The sequence below is a fragment of the Pseudomonas caricapapayae genome (assembly GCF_001400735.1).
Taxonomy (GTDB): Bacteria; Pseudomonadota; Gammaproteobacteria; order Pseudomonadales; family Pseudomonadaceae; genus Aquipseudomonas; species Aquipseudomonas caricapapayae.
In genome coordinates this window covers 1-22,026 of record NZ_LJPW01000139.1, presented here as the reverse complement: position 1 = coordinate 22,026, position 22,026 = coordinate 1, and the positions used below count along the sequence as shown (strand labels likewise).

The following is a 22,026-nucleotide window of genomic DNA, read 5'->3' as shown; positions in this document are numbered from 1 at the left end:
CCCTGGCCACGCCTGCACAAATAGCTTCCCGCCGACACCGTCATTTCTGACAGTTACGTGAAAAAAAACTTCGTGATCAACTCCCGTTGAAGTCAATCCAACGGACGGAGACACGAACCATGCTCGACAAGAAAGTCATCGCGCAATACAAGAACCCCAACATCGACGCAGCCTCGGACATGACGGATATATCCGGGAAAAACATCCTCATGGGGTTTTGGCATAACTGGGCACCTCAACCAGGCCAGGGTTACCAGCAGGGTCTGTTCAAAGAGATGGCCCTGACAGACATCAAGGAAGCTTATAACGTAGTGGCGGTGGCCTTCATGACAGGCGCCGGCATCCCGACCTTCAAGCCTTACAACCTGAGTGATGACGCATTTCGCGCCCAGGTGGCAGCGCTGAATGCACAAGGCCGTGCGGTGCTGATCTCTCTTGGCGGGGCTGATGCGCATATTGAGCTGCATGCGGGCCAAGAGGAACCCTTGGCCTATGAAATTATTCGTCTGGTCGAAGTCTACGGTTTTGACGGCCTGGACATCGATCTTGAACAGTCCGCTATTACCTTTGCGGATAATCGGACGGTATTACCCGCTGCACTGAGAATGGTGCGTGAATATTACAAGACCGAAGGCAAGCACTTCATTATCAGCATGGCCCCAGAGTTTCCTTATCTGAGGGCTCCTGCTCGCGATACTCCTCTGCTGACGCCGCTGCTGAAAGAAATCATCATCTTCTTTCCTTTTCTGAAAGAAGCCTTAGCCTTGCTCACGTCCTTTAGAAGTGGCGGCGCATACCTTGCTTACATCGATGCACTGGAAGGGGTCTACGACTTCATCGCACCTCAATACTACAATCAGGGCGGCGATGGCATATGGGTTGACGAGCTCAATCTATGGGTGACGCAAAACAATGATGCGCACAAGAAAAGCTTCCTCTATTACCTGACCGATAGCCTGATCCACGGTACGCGCGGCTTCACGAAAATTCCGGCAAACAAGTTTGCTATCGGTTTACCCTCCAATAATGACGGTGCCGCAACCGGCTATGTGATCAACGCCGAGGACGTGAAATACGCCTTGGACAGACTGGAAGCCGAAGGCAACCCGATTCGCGGTCTGATGACCTGGTCAGTCAACTGGGATGCTGGCAAGGACAAGACCGGCAAGGAATACGACTGGGAGTTTGCGAACCGCTACGGCTACCTTACCGGGGGCGAAACGCCTGCGCCCGAGAAACCTTCAGCACCTGCTGATCTCACATTGTCAATGCATACAAGGGATTCGGTAACGCTGATATGGCGCCTTTCAGAAGGTGCACACCAGATCCGGGTCTATAATCTGTTCAAAAACGACAAGCTGATAGGCAATCCAGCGGCACCACCGTTTGTCGATAGAGATGTCTCATCTGGCGCTGTCTACGAGTATCGGATCAGCGCGACTGACACCGAAGGGAACACATCAGACCTGTCCCCAGTGCTGAAGGTATACATGGATCAGGATCAAACGCCATCAAAACCCACTGATCTTAACGCAACGGCGATCACTCCTTACAGCGTGTCCTTTGAGTGGAAAGCCCCTGCGGGGCGCATCAGGCAGTATCTTGTTTACCGGAATGAGATGCGGATTGCTATTGTCGTCGCGCCACAAACCACTTATACCGACGCTGGACTCGCTCCTTCAACTGAGTACAGTTACAAGATTATCGCGCAGAGCCCAAATGACCGTTTTTCCGATGCAAGCGACCCTCTGACCGTCACGACTGAATTCGCGAGCGGCGGTGATGTTACGGTGTGGGCACCAGGCGTGCAGTACCAGAAGAGCCATCGGGTGATCCATCATGATTTTATCTACGAGTGTCTTCAAGCCCACCCATCAATACCTGAATGGGCGCCAGACCAACCTAACATTGAGGCATTGTGGAAATTGATTGGGGAGGTCGACTGGTTCTAGACACTCACTGCTCAAACGGCATTACCGGGGAGCAACTAATCTTCCCGGTAATAAAGCATACTTGCATGAATGATTAAGCAACTCATCCAGGTGACTGAATAGGGCATACAGATGAGCTGGTTACTTTTCAACCAACTCACTGTACAGCCCGTATTTCAAAGGCTGCAGGCAGACACCAACACTTTATCCACAGAGGCACCAACAAGCATTGGGGATAACGCTGCTCAGCAGAGTAACGCTCTGGAGAAATCCTGAATCCACACCCCTGCGCCGCTTTGAGAAGCCTCTGCCAAACCATACGCCAAGCTTTGATCGTTTTTCGTACAAACCTCTAAAGGCCTCGTAAACAAAGGCGTTCAGGCAATCATGAACAACTTACCCACAGGCACACCAACAGAGATTGTGGGCAATTACGTAATGTCTCTCCAGAGAGGGCCTGTTTATCCACACTCAGGGTCAAATACTGTTAATCAAATCTGATCATTTTATGATCACCGCCTTCAGAGCCACGTAATTCGCGGGGTCGAGCGATCAGCAAACACGTTATCCACAACTGCACGCACACATAATGTGTGTAAGTCTGCTGTGTCACCGCACCACACCCTCATCGACCAGTAGCTTCAGGATCGCCGCTGCACTTTCCTCGGACGACAAGCCCTTCAGCACAAGCCCTGTCCCCGTGCTGGCTTTGGCGGTAGCCGCTTTCATACGGTCTGCACCGCTCTTGGCCTTGATCACCTTGAGACGCTTGGGTCGCGGTTTGGCGGGCTGTAGCGATTGGGCTGTGAACAAGTCATCCATGATTACCTCTGGCTTGTCTACGGCCAGCCCTCCACGTTGCGCCGGCCCGAATGCACTTTGCCGGGGTTTGGGAGCCGCGTTATCCACAGTGGCTATAAACGGCAGACGAACCTGAAGGCGACGACGCTGGCCACGAGGGAGAGCCTGCAGCACCAGGGCGGTGCCATTATTCAGCGACTCGACTTCGGCCAGGCCAGTTACCAGTGGCCAGCCCAGCCTTTCAGCCAGCAAAAACGGCAACATGCCCGATCCTTCTCCCGTTTCCGCCTGGCTGCCGCTCAACACCACCTGTGCGGCAGAACCACGGATATAGTCCGTCAAAGCGACCAGCGCATCGGCACCGTCCGGCTGCTCCAGTACATGCAGCTCACTCAAGCCCATTCCCAGATAAGCCCGTAATGCTGGCTCTTCAGGATTACCGGCGTGCAACACCTGCAAGTTATCCCCAGCCAGTTGCAGGCCCAGCTCGACAGCGCGTGCATCCTGTTCGGCGCGACGTGCGCGACCCGATGTCGGGTGCGCCCCAATGGACACCAGACTGATGATCTGCAAAACAGGTTTATCCACAGATAAATTCCCGGATTCAAGCCGCATCACGTTTCTCCCCGCTACGCCAGGCTTCAACCGCTGCGATCAACGCGGTGAGGATCTCGGCACCATCACCGATGACCGAAAGATCAGCGCGCTTGATCATGTCGCACCCCGCATCCAGATTGATCGCAATGACCTTGTCACAGGCACCGATACCTTGCAGGTGCTGAATGGCCCCGGAGATACCGATCGCGACATAAACCCTTGCCGTGACCCAGGTGCCACTGGCTCCGACCTGACGTTCGCGGCCCATGAACCCATCGTCTACCGCTACCCGGGACGCACCCTCGGTAGCGCCGAGAACCGCAGCGGCGCGATGAAAAAGGTCCCAGTCCCTGACTCCGTTGCCGCCGGACAGGATAAATTCGGCTTCGGCCATAGGGATAACTCCAGGATCGACGGCTACAGCCCCTAGATCCTCGATACGCGGCAGGCTGCGCGCCACCCGTGTGGATAACTCGACGGACACAACCTCGTGTCGAGTTTCGCTGACCGGTTCGGCGCATTCCACGGCGGCCAGAATCAAGCGTGCCACAGGCCGAGTCAGGTCTTCGCGGCCTGCACCTGCGCGGCTTATGCACAGCTGATCCTTGACCTGCCAGACCCGCGTTGCGGGTCGCTCGCCGATGCTGGCGGCAAAACGTCTTCCCAGTTCGCCACCGCCGGTACGGCTGTCCGGCAGCAGCCAATGGCGCGGGCTGAACTGGTTATCCACAGCGCGCAGGCCCTGTACGCGTTGCTCCGGTGAATAACCGTCGAATTCGGTGCCGTTGATGAGCAGCAGGCGATCCACCCCGGCCGTGTCGAATCCAGTTTCTTTATGCTCGCCGAACACGATCACCAGCACAGCCCCCTCGGCCCCCGCCAACTGACGCGCAAGCCCAAGCAGATCGCGATCGTGGCTGCTCAGGCGGCCGCCGACCATGTCGGGAACCACACTGATATAAAATGCCGGCTCACTGATGATATGCAGCGGCAATTGCACAGCTGCGGTCGCCGAACGCTTGACCGCCCCGCCCTGCTGCGCGCCGCTGCGGTCGATGCGCTTGATTCCGCCGGGGCCGATGAACCCAAGGCCATGCACGTTCTTGCGCATAAGGCCATTCGGTCCCATCCAGGTAGTTTGTGCAGGTTGCATGGCCGCATGCAGCGGGTGCAGTCGATTGCGGGCGATCCATTCGGCGCGAGGGTCACGGCGGATTACGTCACTCATCAATTTACCTCCGCAGGTTCACGTCTGGCGGGAGCGGATGGGCTGGGGATAACTTCCGCAACCAGCGCATCGGCTACCAGTTCAGCGATGTCCTTGATCAGCGGTCGCGGTTCGACAACGCCTTCAAGCATTGCCGTGCACTGTGGACAACCTACAGCCACCAGCTCGGCAGCAGTTTCACGGATGTCGTCCATGCGCATGTCGGGAATCCGCTGTTTGCCGGGGATATCCGTAATGGGCGCGCCGCCACCGCCGCCACAGCAGCGGGAACGAAAACCCGAGCGCTGCATTTCCCTGATCTCGATCCCCAGTGCACGCAGCACTTCACGGGGAGCCTCGTATTCGCCGTTGTAGCGGCCCAGGTAACAGGGGTCGTGATAAGTCACGCTGGTGCCTTTGTGCTGGCCCAGCTTCAAAGCGCCGCCGCGCACCAGCTCGGCCATGAAGGTGCTGTGATGCTGCACCTGATAGTCGCCGCCAAACGCGCCGTATTCGTTTTTCAGCACATGGAAACTGTGCGGGTCGCAGGTGACGATGCGTTGGAAACGGTAATTTGCCAGGGTTTGAATGTTACGTCGGGCAAGCATCTGAAAGGTTGCCTCATCACCCAGACGCCTCGCTACATCACCGCTGTCGCGCTCTTCGAGGCCCAATACGGCGAAATCTATCCTGGCCGCCGTGAGGACTTTGACGAAGGCGCGCAAGGTTCGTTGATTGCGCATGTCGAATGCGCCATCGCCCACCCAGAACAATACGTCCACAGTCTTTCTTTCACTGAGCAGGTTCAGGTTCAGATCGGCCGCCCAGTTCATTCGTCCGCCCGGTGCAAAACCGCCGGGGTTGTCGGTGGCGATCAGGTTGTCCAGCACTTCGGCACCCTTGTTCGGCGTCGCGCCCTTTTCGAGGGTCAGGTGACGGCGCATGTCGACGATGGCATCGACATGCTCGATCATCATCGGACACTCTTCGACGCAGGCACGGCACGTGGTGCAGGACCACAGCGTTTCGGCGTCCACCAGCCCGTTGACGATGGGCTGATGCGGATTACCACCATGCTCGCCCAGCGGCTTGCCTTTGCCGTCCAGCGATGGATACGGACTGCCGGCAAATGTTGCATCGGTGCCACCGGCAAGGCCGACCACCATGTCCTGGATCAGCTTCTTGGGGTTCAGCGGCTGGCCTGCCGCAAACGCCGGGCAGGCCGCTTCGCATTTGCCGCACTGCACGCAGGCATCGAAACCCAGCAGCTGATTCCAGGTGAAGTCCTTGGGTTTTTCCACGCCCAGTGGCGCAGTGCGATCATTCAGGTCCAGCGGCTTCAGCCCGGTGGAGCGTCCGCCACCGAAGCGCTCGGCACGACGGTGCCAGGCCAGGTGCAAGGCTCCGGCGAAAGCGTGCTTCATCGGGCCGCCCCAGGTCATGCCGAAAAACAGCTCGCTCACGCCCCACAAAACGCCAAGCCCGAGGACCGCGACCACCAGCCATCCGCCGAAGTGCTCCGGGAGAAACCCGGCGACCGGAAAGGTGACCAGAAAAAAACTTGCGGAAAACGCCATGAGGCTTTTCGGCAGGCGCATCCACGGCCCCTTCGACAGACGCGCAGGCGGATTGAGACGACGGCGATAGACAAACACCGCGCCGACAAACATCACCGCCGTCATCAGCAGCAACGCATAGCCGAGCACGCGATTATGCAGACCGAAACCGTGCACCAGAATCGCCAGCACAATCGAAGCTACCGCGCCGCCTGCTGTGGCAACGTGGGTATTGGCAATGTATTTGTCACGCGCAACCACGTGGTGCAGATCGACCATATAGCGTTTGGGCATGGCCAGCAGCCCGCCGAGCAAATCGACTTTAGAAGGCCGACCGTTGCGCCACAGGGTTACCCGACGCCAGGCACCCAGCGCCGCAAGGGCCATGGCGCTGAACAGCAGGATCGGAAGAAGGGTGTCTAGCATTGAGTTGCCCTCAAGACGCGAGCTGCAGGCTTCAAGCCGCCAGAAAAAGCACTGAGAAGGCTTTTACTGGCCGCCTGGAGTCAAGAACCTGAGCTGCCGTCAAAAATCCTTGCACAGCCGCAAGCCGTCATAGATCGCCGCGTGGGTATTACGCTGCGCCACGCAATCGCCGATACGAAACAGCAAGTAACCGTCACCCGGCTGGCTCAACGAAGGCTGTGGCTGGATGGCGAACAGCGCGTCGATGTCGATCTGGCCCTTGTTGCGCGATCCTTCCTTGAGCGCGTAGTAGATCGCCTCGTCAGGACGCACACCGTTTTCCACCACCACCTGATCGACCACTCGCTCTTCCCTGGCACCGGTGTATTCGTTTTCCAGCACCGCCACCAGCTTGTCGCCCTCGCGATAGACCTTTTCCAGCATCATGTCGCCGGTCATGATCACTTCCTTGGGGTACATGCTGCGGTAGTAGGTCGGGAACGAGGTACCGCCAATCGCCACGCCCGGCTTGATATCGTCGGTGACGATCTCGACCTGGCTGCCTTTGTCGGCCAGAAAATCGGCTACCGACATGCCGGTGAATTCGCAGATCGTGTCGTAGACCAGCACATTCTTGCCCGGCGCAACGTTGCCATCCAGCACATCCCAACTGCTGACTACCAACCCTTCTGCCGCGCCCCAGTGTTCGTTCTGCTCCAGAAACGGATGTCCGCCTACCGCCAGCACCACGATGTCCGGACGCAGGTCGAGGATGGTTGCAGCATCGGCTGCGGTCCCCAGACGCAGATCGACCTTCAGGCGCGCCAGCTCCAGTTGGAACCAGCGCGTAATGCCCGCGATCTGGTCGCGCTGTGGTGCCTTCGACGCGGTAGTGATCTGCCCGCCGATGAAGTCCTTCTTTTCGAACAGGGTTACGTCATGCCCGCGTTCGGCAGACACCCGTGCAGCTTCCATCCCGGCAGGACCGGCACCGACCACCACGACTTTGCGCTTCGGCCCGGCGGATTTTTCGATGATGTGCGGCACGCCCATGTATTCGCGGGAGGTGGCGGCGTTCTGGATACAGAGCACGTCCAGCCCTTGGTACTGACGGTCGATGCAGTAGTTGGCACCGACGCACTGCTTGATCTGATCGATCTGCCCCATCTTGATCTTGGCGATCAGGTGCGGGTCGGCAATGTGCGCTCGGGTCATGCCGACCATATCGACATAGCCGCCTTCCAGAATCCGCGTTGCCTGATTCGGGTCCTTGATGTTCTGCGCGTGGAGCACAGGAGCCTTGACCACTTCCTTGATCCCGGCCGCCAGATGCAGGAACGGCTCCGGTGGATAACTCATGTTCGGAATGACGTTGGCCAGGGTGTTGTGAGTGTCGCAACCCGAGCCCACCACACCGATGAAGTCGATCATGCCGGTCTCGTCGTAATACCTGGCGATCTGCTTCATGTCCTCGTGGCTCAAACCATCGGGGTGGAACTCGTCGCCGCAGATGCGCAGCCCTACACAGAAGTCGGGGCCGACCTCCTTGCGCACTGCCTTGATGACTTCCAGACCGAAGCGCATGCGGTTCTCGAAACTGCCGCCCCACTCATCGGTACGCTTGTTGACCCGCGGGCTCCAGAACTGGTCGATCATGTGCTGGTGCACCGCCGACAATTCGACGCCGTCCAGGCCACCGGCCTTGGCGCGGGCCGCAGCGCTGGCATAGTTGCCGATCACGCGCCAGATTTCCTCCGGCTCGATGGTCTTGCAGGTCGCCCGGTGAACCGGCTCGCGAATGCCGGATGGCGACATCAGGGTAGGCCAGTGATCGCCATCCCAACGCGAGCGACGACCCATGTGGGTAATCTGGATCATGATCTTGGCGCCATGCTTGTGCATGGCATCGGCAAGGTTCTGGAAATGCGGGATGATTCTGTCGGTCGCCAGGTTGACCGACTTCCACCAGCCTTGCGGGCTGTCGATGGCAACGCTTGAAGAGCCGCCGCAAATGGCCAAACCGATGCCGCCCTTGGCTTTCTCCTCGTAATACTTCACATAACGATCCGTGGTCATGCCGCCGTCGGTGGCGTACACCTCGGCGTGCGCGGTGCTGAGCACACGATTGCGGATAGTGAGCTTGCCGATCTGGATCGGCTGGAACATCGCTTCGAAAGCCATAACGCGATCCTCGATTTACAGCGGCTTGACGACAAACAGTCCGTCGTCATGACCTTCTTCGGAGCCACCGTAGACCTGCTCGGCAACCGTGCGAATCGAGCTGCCACTGGCTGCAAGGATCTGATCCATCGCCCCGGCGAACCAGCCGGTGAACATGTAATCGACCTTGCGCCCGACCTTGCCGTAGACATACACGAAGCAGGAGTGCTCCAGCTTCACGCTGGCAGTGCCTTTCTCGATGTCGATGTCCTGAATGCTGAACAGTCCCCAGCCACGCTGCGACAGACGCTTCATGTAGTGTTCGAACACGGCTACGCCTTGCAGGCCGTGGCATTCAGCTTCCTTTTCGCACCAGTGCCAGGCTGATTTGTAACCCGCCTTGTAGAGGATGTCGGCGTAGGCATCAGCGCCCAGAACCTCTTCGATCCCCATGTGGTTGTTGACGAAGAAATGTCGGGGCACATACAGCATCGGCAACGCATCGGAGGTCCAGACGCCGGTTTCGCTGTCGACTTCGATGGGCAGTTGCGGGGCGATTTTAGCCATGGGGTCAAACTCCAGATGATTCGGGTTACACCCACCGCCTCAAGAGCCGTGGGGGTTCAATTCGATAAGGTATGGCTGGCGGGTTATTCGCCCCAGACGTCGGCCAGAACGTTGACCCAGTTCTCACCCATGATCTTGCGCACCACGCGTTCGGGATGACCCCGTTTGAGCAGCGTTTCAGTCAGATTGGGAAATTCGCCCACGGTGCGGATGCCCAGCGGGTTGATGATTTTGCCGAAGTTGGTCAGGCGACGGGCATAGCCCTTGTCGTGGGTCAAGTATTCGAAAAAATCCTGGCCGTGGCCCTGGGTGAAGTCAGTACCAATGCCGATAGCGTCCTCACCTACGATGTTCATCACGTATTCGATGGCTTCGGCGTAATCGTCGATGGTCGATTCGATGCCCTTGGCCAGAAATGGCGCGAACATGGTCACCCCCACAAAACCGCCGTGGTCGGCAATGAACTTCAACTCGGCGTCGGACTTGTTGCGCGGATGTTCCTTGAGGCCGGACGGCAGACAGTGGGAATAGCAGACCGGCTTTTTCGATTCGAGAATGACCTCTTCCGAGGTTTTCGAACCGACGTGGGACAAGTCGCACATCACCCCGACCCGGTTCATTTCAGCAACGATTTCACGACCGAAACCCGACAGTCCGCCGTCACGCTCATAGCAGCCGGTGCCTACCAAATTCTGGGTGTTGTAGCACATCTGCACGATGCCAACGCCCAGCTTCTTGAAGATCTCGACGTAGCCGATCTGGTCTTCATAAGCATGTGCATTCTGAAAGCCGAAGAGAATCCCGGTCTTACCCAGTTCCTTGGCCTTGCGAATGTCGGCGGTGGTGTGCACCGGCATGACCAGATCGCTGTTTTCACGCATCAGCTTCTGGCTGGTGCAGATGCTGTTGATGGTGGCCTGAAAGCCTTCCCATACCGACACGGTGCAGTTGGCCATGGTCAGGCCACCCTTGCGCATGTCTTCAAACAGCTCGCGATTCCACTTGGCGATGATCAGCCCGTCAATAACGATGCTGTCGGCGTGCAATTCGGCTGGGCTCATCAGGCTGTCCCCTTTTTGATTCTGGCGCACCGAATCGGCTGTCGGCGCTAATGGGGTCAGCATATGCCGGAGGGTCGGGAGAACCGGGTGCAAAAACGACAGGGGGTTTGCCGAAAGCGTCAAGATGCGACAAAGGGTGACGGCGCATCGTCTTGCAGTGTCGTAAACCTGTTCATTGTCTCGCGCTTGAGACAGAATCCAGCCTATCAATGGATCGGAGCGACTCGATGAAAACGTTTTTCCTGACCCTGGCCCTGATGACGACAGCCGTGACAGGCGCGCATGCAGCTCAGAATCCGGATGCATCGCCGTGCGACGGTGTAGAGGACGACAAGCAGACACTGGAATGTTCGGTTTACAGCCGCACTACGGCCGAGCAGTTGCTCAAGGAAAACTTCGACAATCTGCTCAAACGGGTTCAGTCCCAGTTCGTCGCCAACAAGACTCAGTTCAACGACTTTACCAGCAAACTCAAGACTGCCCAGCAAGCCTGGGAGAAGCTGCGTGATGCCGATTGCGCCGTCGAGGTGTTTCCCTCTGCTGCGGGCAGCAAGGCATTCACCATCAGTGAGAATGACTGCATTGCGCGCATGAGCGATGAACGCTCGGAGTATCTGGAGTCGATAGCGCAGGAATAACGTCTACGATGAGATAACCTGCCTCTTTTATGAACGAGCTCATCAGGTTTTCTCATGATTATTTGCGGTGTAGAAATCAAAGGCAGCGAAGCCATCTTCGCCCTCGCCACTCGACGTAATGGCGACATCGAGCACTTGCCGCTCGCCACGAAGAAGCTTGCACTGGAGGACGATGACGAGGCCGCCAACGTCAAAGCCTTCTCCACGCAACTTGCCGGTTTCGTGCGTGAAAACGGCATCAGCCATGTGGTTATCAAGAAGCGCAGCAAGAAAGGCGAATTCGCTGGCGGCCCGACCACCTTCAAGATCGAAACCATCTTTCAACTGATGTCCGATTGCAACGTGGTGCTGATCTCACCGCAGACCGTCAATGCGCAGAACAAGAAACACACCTTCGCCCTGCCCGACACCCTGAACAAGTATCAGCACGAAGCGTACAAGGCGGCGTGTGCGGGGATGATGAAGAGCGTTTAAGCGCTTCAAGAGAGGACGCAGGGCGTCTGCACGATAGCGGGGATTATCGTTCCTCACGCTCCAGCGTGGGAATGCAGTTCGTGACGCTCCGCGTCACATTCATTCGCCGCGCAGTTACTTCTGACCCGACATAAAAAAACCCGCATTTCTGCGGGTTTCTTCAGTGCCTGGTCAACTCAGTTGACCTTGGCATCCAGTTCGCCACGCGCGTAGCGCTCGAACATGGCGTCCAGGGAGATCGGTTTGATCTTCGAGGCGTTGCCGGCAGTGCCAAACGCTTCGTAACGCGCGATACACACATCACGCATGGCCACGACAGTCTTGGCCAGGTATTTGCGCGGGTCGAACTCGCTCGGGTTTTTGGCCATGAATTCGCGGATTGCACCGGTGGACGCCAGGCGCAGGTCGGTATCGATGTTGACCTTGCGCACGCCGTGCTTGATGCCTTCGACGATTTCTTCGACCGGCACACCGTAGGTTTCTTTGATGTCGCCGCCGAACTCGTTGATGATCTTCAGCCATTCCTGCGGAACGGAAGAAGAACCGTGCATCACCAGGTGAGTGTTCGGGATTCGCTTGTGAATCTCTTTGATGCGCTCGATCGCCAGGATGTCGCCGGTAGGCGGCTTGGTGAACTTGTAAGCACCGTGGCTGGTGCCGATAGCGATGGCCAGAGCATCGACCTGGGTACGCTTGACGAAGTCAGCGGCTTCTTCAGGGTCGGTGAGCATCTGGCTGTGATCCAGAACACCTTCCGCACCAACGCCGTCTTCTTCACCGGCCATACCGGTTTCCAGCGAACCCAGCACGCCCAGCTCACCTTCCACAGAAACGCCGCAGGCGTGAGCAAAGGATACGACGCGACGGGTAACGTCGACGTTGTAGTCATAGTCGGCCGGAGACTTGCCGTCTTCGCGCAACGAACCGTCCATCATGACCGAGCTGAAGCCCAGCTGGATCGAGCGTTGGCAGATGTCAGGACTGGTGCCGTGGTCCTGGTGCATGACCACCGGGATGTGCGGAAACTCTTCGATGGCGGCGAGGATCAGGTGACGCAGGAACGGCGCGCCGGCGTATTTGCGGGCACCGGCAGAAGCCTGGACGATCACCGGGGAGTCGGTCTTGTCGGCCGCTTCCATAATGGCGCGCATCTGTTCCAGGTTGTTTACGTTGAAAGCTGGAACGCCATAGCCGAATTCGGCTGCGTGGTCCAACATCTGGCGCATGCTGATAAGTGCCATTGTCTGTCTCTCTCCCGGTAGGGTCGTTAATCGAGCAAGCCTGCCGTAGTGGCGGCTGCCATTCAAGTTATAAGCTCAGCCACGAAGGCCGTGCGTGTGTGCCCGAGATCCGAATTATCTGGCCTTGCAGCCGCGACCGATCAGATCGTTGGTAGCGTCCCAGTAGATCAGGCCTTCGCTACCCTTGTTGACGAATGCCAACACGTTGTTGCTGTAAAGCGTTCCGCTGGCAGCGCCGGGTTCAGCCTTGAGCCTGAACACCTGATCGCTCTGATTCAGACGCACATCGACTTCCTTTTTGGCCGAATCGATGTAACGCCAGTTGACCTCTGCATTGCTGTCACACACCCAACGATTCCACGGGTCATTCTGTTGCGGTGTGCTCATGCTTGAACAACCGCCGAGCACTGCCAAAACCCCGAGGGCAATCACGCCTTTCATTACGTCTCCTGGCTGCCCTGCGAAATACGGCATATGCCGGTCATTTCAACGCTCAGGGGCAGTTCTGTTCCTGTTTACGGTCGTCGGCCGGCTCGCCGGTGACATGCGCTTCGACCCGCTGACTGTTCTCGGTCGTCGGCACATTCACGGAGGCCGGGCTGAATATCTGACAGGTCTTGGCACGCGAACCAGAACCGGTACAACCAGCCAGTACAACGCAGCTCATCAGAGCCAGGGCAGCGATCTTCATGGCGAAACTCCTTTCCCCGGAAATATATCCACTCTTTAAAGACCGCCGAAGCCCGTCAATGTTGCCAACGGGTTTCAGACCTGACTCACAGACACCCTACGTTGCCTGTTCTGGGCATGAATTCATAACGATCCCACACCTCCGGGCCACCGCGCTTGTAAACCACAGGCACGGTTTCGGCCTGCCAGCCCGCCTGATAGCAACTCAACTGGAGCGGTTGGGTCGGGGAGTCGCTCTCCACCTCTTCAGCCACAGGCCTGCCCGCGCAACCGGCCAGTAAACCTGCGATGAGAAACCACGGTAACGCCCTGACCATTGACCACTCCTTGTCCAAAGCTTTCATTCAAGCCTTGGCGCGTTGTTCGAGCACTTCCACCGCTGGCAGAACCTTGCCTTCCACGAACTCGAGGAACGCACCGCCACCGGTCGAAATGTAGGAAATCTGTTGTGCAACACCGTACTTGTCGATGGCCGCCAGCGTGTCGCCACCGCCCGCGATGGAAAACGCCTGGCTTTCGGCGATGGCCTTGGCCAGCGTCCTGGTGCCTTCACCGAACTGATCGAACTCGAACACGCCGACCGGACCGTTCCACAGGATAGTCCCGGAAGATTTCAGTAATTCGGCGAAATGCGCAGCAGTTTGCGGGCCAATGTCGAGAATCATGTCGTCCTCGGCAACCTCACCGATCAGTTTGACGGTAGCGGCAGCGCTCTCGGCGAACTCTTTGGCGACCACGACATCGGTCGGCAATGGCACGCTGACCTTGGCAGCGATGGAACGTGCAGTGTCGAGCAGATCAGGTTCATACAACGATTTGCCGACCTTGTGACCAGCAGCAGCCAGGAAGGTGTTGGCAATGCCGCCGCCTACGATCAACTGATTGCAGATCCCGCTCAGGCTGTTGAGTACGTCCAGCTTGGTAGAGACCTTGGAACCGGCAACGATGGCGGTCATTGGCTGGGCCGGCGCGCCCAGAGCCTTGCCCAGCGCTTCAAGCTCTGCAGCCAGCAACGGACCGGCAGCGGCAACCTTGGCAAATCTGGCTACGCCGTGAGTGGAACCCTCTGCGCGGTGAGCGGTGCCGAAAGCGTCCATCACGAACACGTCGCACAGAGCCGCATATTTCTGCGCCAGCTCGTCGGCGTTCTTTTTCTCGCCCTTGTTGAAGCGAACGTTCTCGAACAGGACGACATCACCCGCTTTCACGTCGACACCGTCCAGATAATCCGCCACCAGCGGAACGTCACGACCCAGCGCCTTGCTCAGATAGTCGGCAACCGGTTTCAGGCTGTTTTCGGCAGAAAATTCGCCCTCGGTCGGACGGCCCAGGTGCGAGCAGACCATGACGGCCGCGCCTTTTTCCAATGCCAGCCTGATGGTCGGCAGCGAAGCAAGAATACGTGCATCACTGCTGACAACGCCGTCCTTTACCGGGACATTGAGGTCTTCGCGGATCAGTACACGTTTACCTTGCAGATCGAGGTCGGTCATCTTCAAGACGGTCATGAGCATTCCTGTTTTTTTACTGTTATTGGTCAGCGACGCGCAGAAAGTGATCGGCGACGTCGAGCATTCGATTGGCAAAACCCCATTCGTTATCGAACCAGGCCAGCAGATTGACCAGCCTGGGACCGGAAACGCGGGTCTGACTCGCATCGACAATCGCCGAATGCGGGTCATGGTTGAAATCGCAACTGGCGTGCGGCAGCTCAGTGTAGGCCAGCAAACCCTTGAGCGGGCCGCTGGTGGCGGCCTCGCGCAGGATGCGGTTGATCTCGACCGCATCGGTGTCTCGCGACATCTGCAAGGTAATGTCCAGACACGACACATTCACGGTCGGCACACGAACAGCTTTGGCCTGAATTCGGCCGGCAAGTTCCGGAAGCAGCCGCTCGATTCCGCGCGCCAGACCGGTGGACACCGGAATGATCGACTGGAACGCCGAGCGGGTACGGCGCAGATCCTCGTGATGGTAAGCGTCGATCACCGGCTGATCATTCATCGCCGAGTGGATGGTCGTAATGGTGATGTACTCAAGGCCGATGGCCTGATCCAGCAAGCGCAGCAGCGGCACACTGCAATTGGTGGTGCACGAGGCGGCAGAGACCAGCAGCTCGTGGCCGGTGAGCCTTTGCTGGTTGATGCCGAACACCACGGTGGCATCGACATCCCGCTCGCTGGCCATCGGCTGGGAGAACAGCACCCTCGGCGCACCGGCATCCAGAAAGCGCTGACCGTCTTCGCGCGTGTTGTAGACACCGGAACACTCAAGCACAAGATCGACTTCCAGCCCGGCCCAGTCGATGTCTTCCGGCGTTGCGCTGCGCAAGACCCTGATGCGATGGTCATTGATGTGCAGATATTGCCCTTCGACCCGCACTTCGCCGGGGAACCGGCCATGTGTGGAGTCAAAACGCGTGAGGTATTCGAGACTGGCCATGTCGGCCAGATCATTGATGGCAACCACTTCAAACCCGGCCCTGGCCCCGCGCTCGCACAATGCACGAACGACACAACGACCAATCCGGCCGTAACCGTTCAGAGCAACTTTATAAGGGCGGGGCTGGGGCATGAAATTTTCGCCAGGAAATAACAATCATGTGGGAGCGGACCGGGCGAAGCTTCGCTTGTCCGCGAATGGGAGCACTCGGTGTAGCTGATTTACCGAGTTGCTGCATTCGCGGACAAGTCCGCTCCCACAAAATCAAACACAAACCATCAAACACAAACCATCAAGCAGCTGATCAGTCTTCCAGCAGCTCGTCAGCAATGCTCAGGACGTTTTCCAGCGTGAAGCCGAACTCTTCGAACAGCGCTGATGCAGGTGCCGACTCGCCGAAGGTGGTCATGCCGATCACGCGACCTTCCAGGCCCACGTATTTGTACCAGTAGTCGGCGTGAGCCGCCTCGATGGCAATACGCGCGCTGACCTGTAGCGGCAGAACAGCTTGCTTGTACGCAGCGTCCTGAGCTTCGAAAATGCTGGTGCACGGCATGGAGACCACACGAACGTTGCGCCCCTGCTCGGTCAGCTTGTCATACGCCTGCACAGCCAGACCGACTTCAGAACCGGTTGCGATGAGGATCAGCTCAGGCTCGGCAGCGCAGTCACGCAGCACGTAGCCGCCACGCGCGATGTAGGACAGTTGCTTCTCGTCACGCGCCTGATGAGTCAGGTTCTGACGCGAGAAGATCAACGCCGACGGGCCATCGTTGCGCTCGATAGCGTGTTTCCAGGCCACTGCCGATTCCACGGCATCCGCCGGACGCCAGGTGTCGAGATTCGGCGTGGTGCGCAGGCTGGTCAATTGCTCGATTGGCTGGTGAGTCGGACCGTCTTCGCCCAGGCCGATGGAGTCATGGGTGAACACGTAGATCACGCGCTTCTTCATCAACGAAGCCATACGCACCGCGTTGCGAGCGTATTCCATGAAGATCAGGAAGGTTGCGCCGTAAGGCACGAAGCCGCCGTGCAGGGCGATACCGTTCATCATGGCGCCCATGCCGAACTCGCGAACACCGTAATGCAGGTAGTTGCCGTTAGGGTCTTCGCCGGTAATGCTCTTGCAGCCTTTCCAGATGGTCAGGTTGGACCCGGCAAGGTCGGCCGAACCGCCCAGAATTTCCGGCAGCAACGGGCCCAGTGCGCTCAGCGCGTTCTGGCTGGCCTTGCGGCTGGCGATGGTCTCGCCCTTGGCGTTGACGTCGTTTACGTAGGCTGCTGATTTTTCGGCAAAATCGGCAGGCAATTCGCCGCTCATGCGACGGATGAAATCGTTGGCCAGCTCGGGGAACGCGGCGGAGTACGCGGCAAAACGCTGATCCCACTCGGCTTCGGCAGCCAGACCTTTTTCTTTCGCATTCCACTCGGCGTAGATATCAGCCGGAATTTCGAAAGGACCGTGGGTCCATTTCAACGCCGCACGGGTCAGGGCGATTTCGTCGGCACCCAGTGGAGCACCATGGGACTCTTCCTTGCCCTGCTTGTTAGGCGAGCCAAAACCGATGGTGGTCTTGCAGCAGATCAGGGTTGGCTGATCGCTCTTGCGTGCGGTATCGATGGCCGTCTTGATTTCTTCGGGGTCGTGACCGTCGACATTGCGGATGACCAGCCAGCCGTAGGACTCGAAGCGCTTCGGCGTATCGTCGGTAAACCAGCCTTCCACTTCGCCATCGATGGAGATGCCGTTGTCGTCATAGAACGCGATCAGTTTGCTCAGTTGCAGCGTGCCCGCCAACGAAGCGACTTCGTGGGAAATGCCTTCCATCATGCAGCCATCACCCATGAACACGTAGGTATGGTGATCAACGATGGAATGGCCTGGACGGTTGAACTGCGCGGCGAGGGTCTTCTCGGCAGCGGCGAAACCCACAGCGTTGGCAAACCCCTGACCCAGCGGACCGGTAGTGGTCTCGACACCAGGCGTATAACCGAACTCCGGGTGACCCGGTGTGCGGCTGTGCAGCTGGCGGAAGTTTTTCAGGTCGTCGATGGACAGGTCATAACCGGTCAGGTGCAGCAGCGAATAGACCAGCATCGAGCCGTGGCCATTGGACATGATGAAACGATCACGGTCGGCAAATGCAGGGTTTGCGGGGTTGTGCTTCAGATAATCGCGCCATAGAACCTCGGCGATATCCGCCATGCCCATAGGGGCACCCGGATGGCCGCTGTTGGCTTTTTGCACGGCATCCATGCTGAGGGCACGAATAGCGTTGGCACGCTCACGACGGCTTGGCATCGCTGATCTCCTGGGAATTAAGAAATAGGACTGAGAAAAAAGAAGGTCATTTTCCCTCAGGGACGGGCCGGGGGCAATGACAGATAATCGACCATAGGCTTTTTTCCCGCGTTACGGACATTATTTGGCCTGCAAAGACTTGATCGTCCGTCAGCGCGACAAGTTCACAATGGCTGACCGGTGCCATCCATCCAGCAATATCAAAACTTTTTGATATTGCCCTTGCGGCACTCCGGATCGCTCTCTAGACTGCGCAGCTATGAACCTGCGTGTACCTGCAATTCGCCATGATGCATGCGACGACCTCTCTGCATTGTGCAAGGCCGGCGGCGACCCTCTGCGGCTGAACGTGCTGCGTGTGCTGACCAATGATTCGTTCGGCGTACTTGAACTGGCGCAGATCTTTGCCATTGGCCAGTCCGGCATGAGTCACCACCTCAAGGTGCTGGCGCAGGCTGATCTGGTAGCCACACGGCGCGAAGGCAACGCGATTTTCTACCGCCGCGCCCTGCCTCATACCGATTTACCGGGCGGCAGACTGCATGCGGCGCTGCTTGATGAAGTGGATACGCTGGACCTGCCGGACGATGTACGGAGCCGAATCGGTCTGGTGCATCGGCAACGTGCCTTGGCCAGTCAGGATTTCTTTGCCCGCACCGCAGAAAAGTTTCGCGCCCAGCAGGACCTGATCGCCGGTTTGGCGCAGTACAGCGAGAGCCTGCTGACATTGCTCGACAAACTGAGCTTCGGCGCGCAGGCCACGGCTCTGGAAGTAGGCCCCGGTGACGGCGGCTTTCTGCCAGAGCTGGCTCGACGCTTCCGGCAGGTCATCGCGATGGACAACAGCCCGGTGATGCTCGACCTGGCACGTGGCGTCTGCGAGCGCAAGTCACTGGCCAACGTCGAATTGCGACTGGCCGATGCACTGACAGACGCTAAAGTCAGTGCCGACTGCGTCGTCCTCAACATGGTGCTGCACCATTTCGCAGTACCGGCCGAAGCCCTGAGGCAACTGGCCGAACACGTAAAACCCGGCGGTAGCTTGCTGGTAACAGAATTGTGTAGTCATGACCAGAGCTGGGCCAGGGAGGCCTGTGGCGATCTCTGGTTAGGTTTCGAGCAGGAAGACCTGGCCCATTGGGCCATCGCTGCGGGGCTAGTTCCCGGGGAAAGCCTCTATGTAGGCTTACGTAATGGTTTCCAGATCCAGGTTCGCCATTTTCAGCGACCGGCTGGCGACACTCACCATCGGTAAAATGAAGGAAACCCGTAGAGATGAGCGAATACTCACTTTTCACCTCCGAGTCCGTGTCCGAAGGGCATCCGGACAAGATCGCCGACCAGATTTCCGACGCGGTTCTGGACGCCATCATCGCTGAAGACAAATACGCCCGTGTAGCGTGCGAAACACTGGTCAAGACCGGTGTCGCGATCATCGCTGGCGAAGTGTCGACTTCGGCCTGGGTCGATCTGGAAGACATCGTGCGTAACGTCATCCTCGACATCGGCTACAACAGCTCCGACGTCGGTTTCGACGGCGCGACCTGCGGCGTGATGAACATCATCGGCAAGCAGTCGGTAGACATCGCTCAGGGCGTTGACCGCAGCAAGCCTGAAGATCAGGGCGCTGGCGATCAGGGCCTTATGTTCGGTTACGCCAGCAATGAAACCGACGTGCTGATGCCAGCGCCGATCACCTTCTCTCACCAGCTGGTGCAGCGCCAGGCTGAAGCCCGCAAGTCCGGCCTGCTGCCGTGGCTGCGCCCGGATGCAAAATCCCAGGTCACCTGCCGTTACGAAAACGGCAAGGTTGTCGGCGTCGACGCCATCGTGCTGTCGACTCAGCACAACCCGGATGTGTCCTACAAGGACCTGCGTGAAGGCGTGATGGAGTTGATCGTCAAGCACGTCATCCCGGCGCACCTGCTGCACAAGGACACCCAGTTCCACATCAACCCGACCGGCAACTTCATCATCGGTGGCCCGGTAGGCGACTGCGGTCTGACCGGCCGCAAGATCATCGTCGACACCTACGGTGGCATGGCCCGTCACGGTGGTGGTGCCTTCTCCGGCAAGGACCCATCGAAGGTTGACCGTTCGGCCGCCTACGCAGGTCGTTACGTTGCCAAGAACATCGTGGCTGCCGGCCTGGCCGAGCGTTGCGAAATCCAGGTTTCCTACGCCATTGGCGTTGCTCAGCCGACCTCGATCTCGCTGAACACCTTCGGCACCGGCAAGCTGTCCGACGACAAGATCATCAAGCTGGTTCGCGACAACTTCGACCTGCGTCCCTACGCGATCACCACCATGCTCGACCTGCTGCACCCGATGTATCAGGCCACTGCGGCCTACGGCCACTTTGGTCGTACGCCGGTCGAAATGACTGTTGGCGATGACACCTTCACCGCCTTCACCTGGGAAAAAACCGACCGCGCCGACGCCTTGCGCGCAGCTGCCGGCCTGTAACACCCTGCAAAAAGCCCCGGACGACCTGGTCGTCCGGGGCTTTTTTTCGTCTGTCCGAGGGCGTGCGGAACGATAGTCCCGTAACTATCGTGCCGACGCTCCGCGTCGATACACCGTTCTGGACGCTCCACGTCCGGTTTCAAATGCGCCGCCCGGTGCGATGGCAAAACCCGGTAACCAGGCCATTCGTCTGCACAGCGCATCAGCAACTAGCCTCATCGAGCCCATTCCTAACGCAAGGATGCTTCGATGCCGTTTGCCTTACGCCTGATGACCTGCGCCTTTCTGATACTCCTCACCCCTCTCGGCCATGCCAGCCAGTGCCCCGACTGGTCCCCCGCCAGGGCAGACATCGAGATCGCGGCCCTGCAGCAGCAGATCGCAGAATGGGACGACAGTTACCATCGCCGTGGCATTTCGCAGATCCCGGACGCGCTTTACGATCAGTCACGACTGAAGCTGGACGCCTGGCGATTGTGCTTTGCCGTTGCGGCGATTGACGATCACCCTTTGAAAACCGCGTCTGGCCCGCTGGCGCATCCTGTTCCGCACACGGGCGTCAGCAAGCTGGCAGATGATAAAAGTGTCATGGGATGGCTCAAGGGCCGAAGCGACGTGTGGGTTCAACCCAAGGTCGATGGGGTAGCCGTTACGCTGGTCTACGACAAGGGCAGACTGACCCAGGCGATCAGCCGGGGGGATGGGCTCAAAGGCCAGGATTGGACCTCGCAGGCGCGATTCATAAAGGCCATTCCCAAGCACTTGCCCCAGCAGGACGCTGTGATTCTGCAAGGCGAACTCTATTGGCGGCTGGCCGATCATGTGCAGGCAGCAGCAGGCAGCGTCAATGCGCGCAGCAAAGTCGCAGGGCTATTGGCGCGGCAGACGATCAGCCCACAGCAGGCCGATGCCATCGGCCTGTTCGTCTGGGACTGGCCGAGCGGGCCTGCCGACATGCCGCAACGACTCGCAGGCCTGCAAGCCATGGGTTTTGAGGACAGCGAAGCTTACACGCACCCCTTGGAAAATCATGCCCAGGCCGCGCAATGGCGCGAGCACTGGTATCGCAACCCACTGCCATTCGCTACCGATGGCGTGATCATCCGTCAGGGCCAGCGACCACCCATGCAGCGCTGGCAAGCCACTGCGCCTTACTGGATCGCGGCCTGGAAGCATCCTTACGCCCAGGCGCTGGCCGAGGTGCGCAAGGTCAGCTTCAATATCGGTCGCAGTGGCCGGATTACGCCGGTCCTGGAACTGACGCCAGTGCGCCTCGACGACCGTATCGTCAGTCGCATCAGCACCGGTTCGCTGCAGCGCTGGCAAAAACTGGATATCAGGCCCGGCGATCAGATCGCCGTGAGTCTGGCCGGGTTGACGATTCCAAGACTTGACGGAGTGATATCGCGGGCCGCCGAACGCGCTGAAATGATCATCCCGAACGCCGAAGACTTTCATGCGTTGAGCTGCTGGCAAGCCACGCCGGGC

19 protein-coding genes are annotated in these 22,026 nt (G+C 58.5%); 6 read left to right on the top strand and 13 right to left on the bottom strand.

All coding sequences use genetic code 11. The annotated features are described in order from the left end of the window. Nucleotides 1-119 precede the first annotated feature (119 nt). Nucleotides 120-1,952, top strand: coding sequence for a fibronectin type III domain-containing protein (locus ALO80_RS19175; RefSeq protein WP_055010137.1), 1,833 nt, complete (start codon nucleotides 120-122; stop codon nucleotides 1,950-1,952). 588 nt (nucleotides 1,953-2,540) lie between these two features. Here ALO80_RS19175 and etfB read toward each other — a convergent pair. The 6 genes from etfB to ALO80_RS19145 all read right to left on the bottom strand — a co-directional run bounded on the left by etfB (nucleotide 2,541) and on the right by ALO80_RS19145 (nucleotide 10,285). Further along, complete coding sequence (etfB, locus tag ALO80_RS19170) at nucleotides 2,541-3,347, bottom strand: electron transfer flavoprotein subunit beta (protein WP_055010136.1); 807 nt, start codon at nucleotides 3,345-3,347, stop codon at nucleotides 2,541-2,543. After that, nucleotides 3,337-4,557, bottom strand: a complete 1,221-nt coding sequence (etfA, locus tag ALO80_RS19165) for an electron transfer flavoprotein subunit alpha (protein ID WP_055010135.1) — start codon at nucleotides 4,555-4,557, stop codon at nucleotides 3,337-3,339. Before etfA ends, etfB begins: the two co-directional genes overlap by 11 nt. Continuing rightward, entirely contained in the window at nucleotides 4,557-6,518 is a 1,962-nt protein-coding gene (gene dgcB / locus ALO80_RS19160; RefSeq protein WP_055010134.1) for a dimethylglycine demethylation protein DgcB, read from the bottom strand. The genes etfA and dgcB overlap by 1 nt, the downstream gene beginning before the upstream one ends. 99 nt (nucleotides 6,519-6,617) lie before the next feature. After that, on the bottom strand, nucleotides 6,618-8,678 hold the full coding sequence (dgcA, locus tag ALO80_RS19155; RefSeq protein ID WP_054988736.1) for a dimethylglycine demethylation protein DgcA: 2,061 nt from the start codon (nucleotides 8,676-8,678) through the stop codon (nucleotides 6,618-6,620). A gap of 15 nt (nucleotides 8,679-8,693) precedes the next feature. Then, nucleotides 8,694-9,224 (bottom strand): DUF5943 domain-containing protein, encoded by a 531-nt coding sequence (locus ALO80_RS19150; RefSeq protein WP_054988735.1) that lies wholly within the window; start codon nucleotides 9,222-9,224, stop codon nucleotides 8,694-8,696. An 83-nt stretch (nucleotides 9,225-9,307) separates the two neighbouring features. After that, nucleotides 9,308-10,285 carry a dipeptidase gene (locus tag ALO80_RS19145; protein ID WP_004880223.1) on the bottom strand — a complete coding sequence of 326 codons (978 nt, stop codon included), beginning with the start codon at nucleotides 10,283-10,285 and terminating at the stop codon, nucleotides 9,308-9,310. 227 nt (nucleotides 10,286-10,512) lie between these two features. Here ALO80_RS19145 and ALO80_RS19140 point away from each other — a divergent pair, with 227 nt between their 5' ends. Together ALO80_RS19140 and ALO80_RS19135 are read left to right on the top strand one after the other, a co-directional pair. Continuing rightward, nucleotides 10,513-10,923, top strand: coding sequence for a lysozyme inhibitor LprI family protein (locus tag ALO80_RS19140; RefSeq protein WP_054988734.1), 411 nt, complete (start codon nucleotides 10,513-10,515; stop codon nucleotides 10,921-10,923). A 54-nt stretch (nucleotides 10,924-10,977) separates the two neighbouring features. Next, a complete protein-coding gene (locus ALO80_RS19135) occupies nucleotides 10,978-11,397 on the top strand; it encodes a DUF3010 family protein (RefSeq protein ID WP_055006026.1) in 420 nt (139 codons plus the stop codon). A 176-nt stretch (nucleotides 11,398-11,573) separates the two neighbouring features. On the opposite strand, the gene fba is transcribed toward ALO80_RS19135, so the two are convergent. The 7 genes from fba to tkt form a co-directional block, all read right to left on the bottom strand. Continuing rightward, nucleotides 11,574-12,638: a class II fructose-bisphosphate aldolase gene (fba, locus tag ALO80_RS19130; protein WP_003372623.1), complete on the bottom strand. Its 1,065-nt coding sequence runs from the start codon at nucleotides 12,636-12,638 to the stop codon at nucleotides 11,574-11,576. A 114-nt stretch (nucleotides 12,639-12,752) separates the two neighbouring features. Further along, on the bottom strand, nucleotides 12,753-13,079 hold the full coding sequence (locus tag ALO80_RS19125; RefSeq protein WP_054988733.1) for an MliC family protein: 327 nt from the start codon (nucleotides 13,077-13,079) through the stop codon (nucleotides 12,753-12,755). Nucleotides 13,080-13,131: 52 nt separating this feature from the next. Next, nucleotides 13,132-13,329 carry a hypothetical protein gene (locus ALO80_RS19120; RefSeq protein ID WP_054988732.1) on the bottom strand — a complete coding sequence of 66 codons (198 nt, stop codon included), beginning with the start codon at nucleotides 13,327-13,329 and terminating at the stop codon, nucleotides 13,132-13,134. Nucleotides 13,330-13,414: 85 nt separating this feature from the next. After that, a complete protein-coding gene (locus tag ALO80_RS19115) occupies nucleotides 13,415-13,645 on the bottom strand; it encodes a putative periplasmic lipoprotein (RefSeq protein ID WP_055010133.1) in 231 nt (76 codons plus the stop codon). Between the two features lie 27 nt (nucleotides 13,646-13,672). Then, nucleotides 13,673-14,836 (bottom strand): phosphoglycerate kinase, encoded by a 1,164-nt coding sequence (locus ALO80_RS19110; protein WP_055006027.1) that lies wholly within the window; start codon nucleotides 14,834-14,836, stop codon nucleotides 13,673-13,675. 22 nt (nucleotides 14,837-14,858) lie between these two features. Beyond that, nucleotides 14,859-15,902: an erythrose-4-phosphate dehydrogenase gene (epd, locus tag ALO80_RS19105; RefSeq protein WP_055010132.1), complete on the bottom strand. Its 1,044-nt coding sequence runs from the start codon at nucleotides 15,900-15,902 to the stop codon at nucleotides 14,859-14,861. Between the two features lie 172 nt (nucleotides 15,903-16,074). After that, the gene (gene tkt / locus ALO80_RS19100; RefSeq protein ID WP_055010131.1) at nucleotides 16,075-18,072 is read right to left on the bottom strand and encodes a transketolase; all 1,998 of its coding nucleotides are present in this window, start codon (nucleotides 18,070-18,072) and stop codon (nucleotides 16,075-16,077) included. Nucleotides 18,073-18,331: 259 nt separating this feature from the next. On the opposite strand from tkt, the gene ALO80_RS19095 reads away from it, so the two are divergent. The 3 genes from ALO80_RS19095 to ligB form a co-directional block, all read left to right on the top strand. Further along, on the top strand, nucleotides 18,332-19,327 hold the full coding sequence (locus tag ALO80_RS19095; RefSeq protein ID WP_055010130.1) for an ArsR/SmtB family transcription factor: 996 nt from the start codon (nucleotides 18,332-18,334) through the stop codon (nucleotides 19,325-19,327). Between the two features lie 20 nt (nucleotides 19,328-19,347). Continuing rightward, nucleotides 19,348-20,538, top strand: a complete 1,191-nt coding sequence (metK, locus tag ALO80_RS19090) for a methionine adenosyltransferase (protein WP_002555698.1) — start codon at nucleotides 19,348-19,350, stop codon at nucleotides 20,536-20,538. A gap of 249 nt (nucleotides 20,539-20,787) precedes the next feature. Next, a partial coding sequence (ligB, locus tag ALO80_RS19085; protein WP_055010129.1) for an NAD-dependent DNA ligase LigB occupies nucleotides 20,788-22,026 on the top strand: 1,239 nt, incomplete at its 3' end.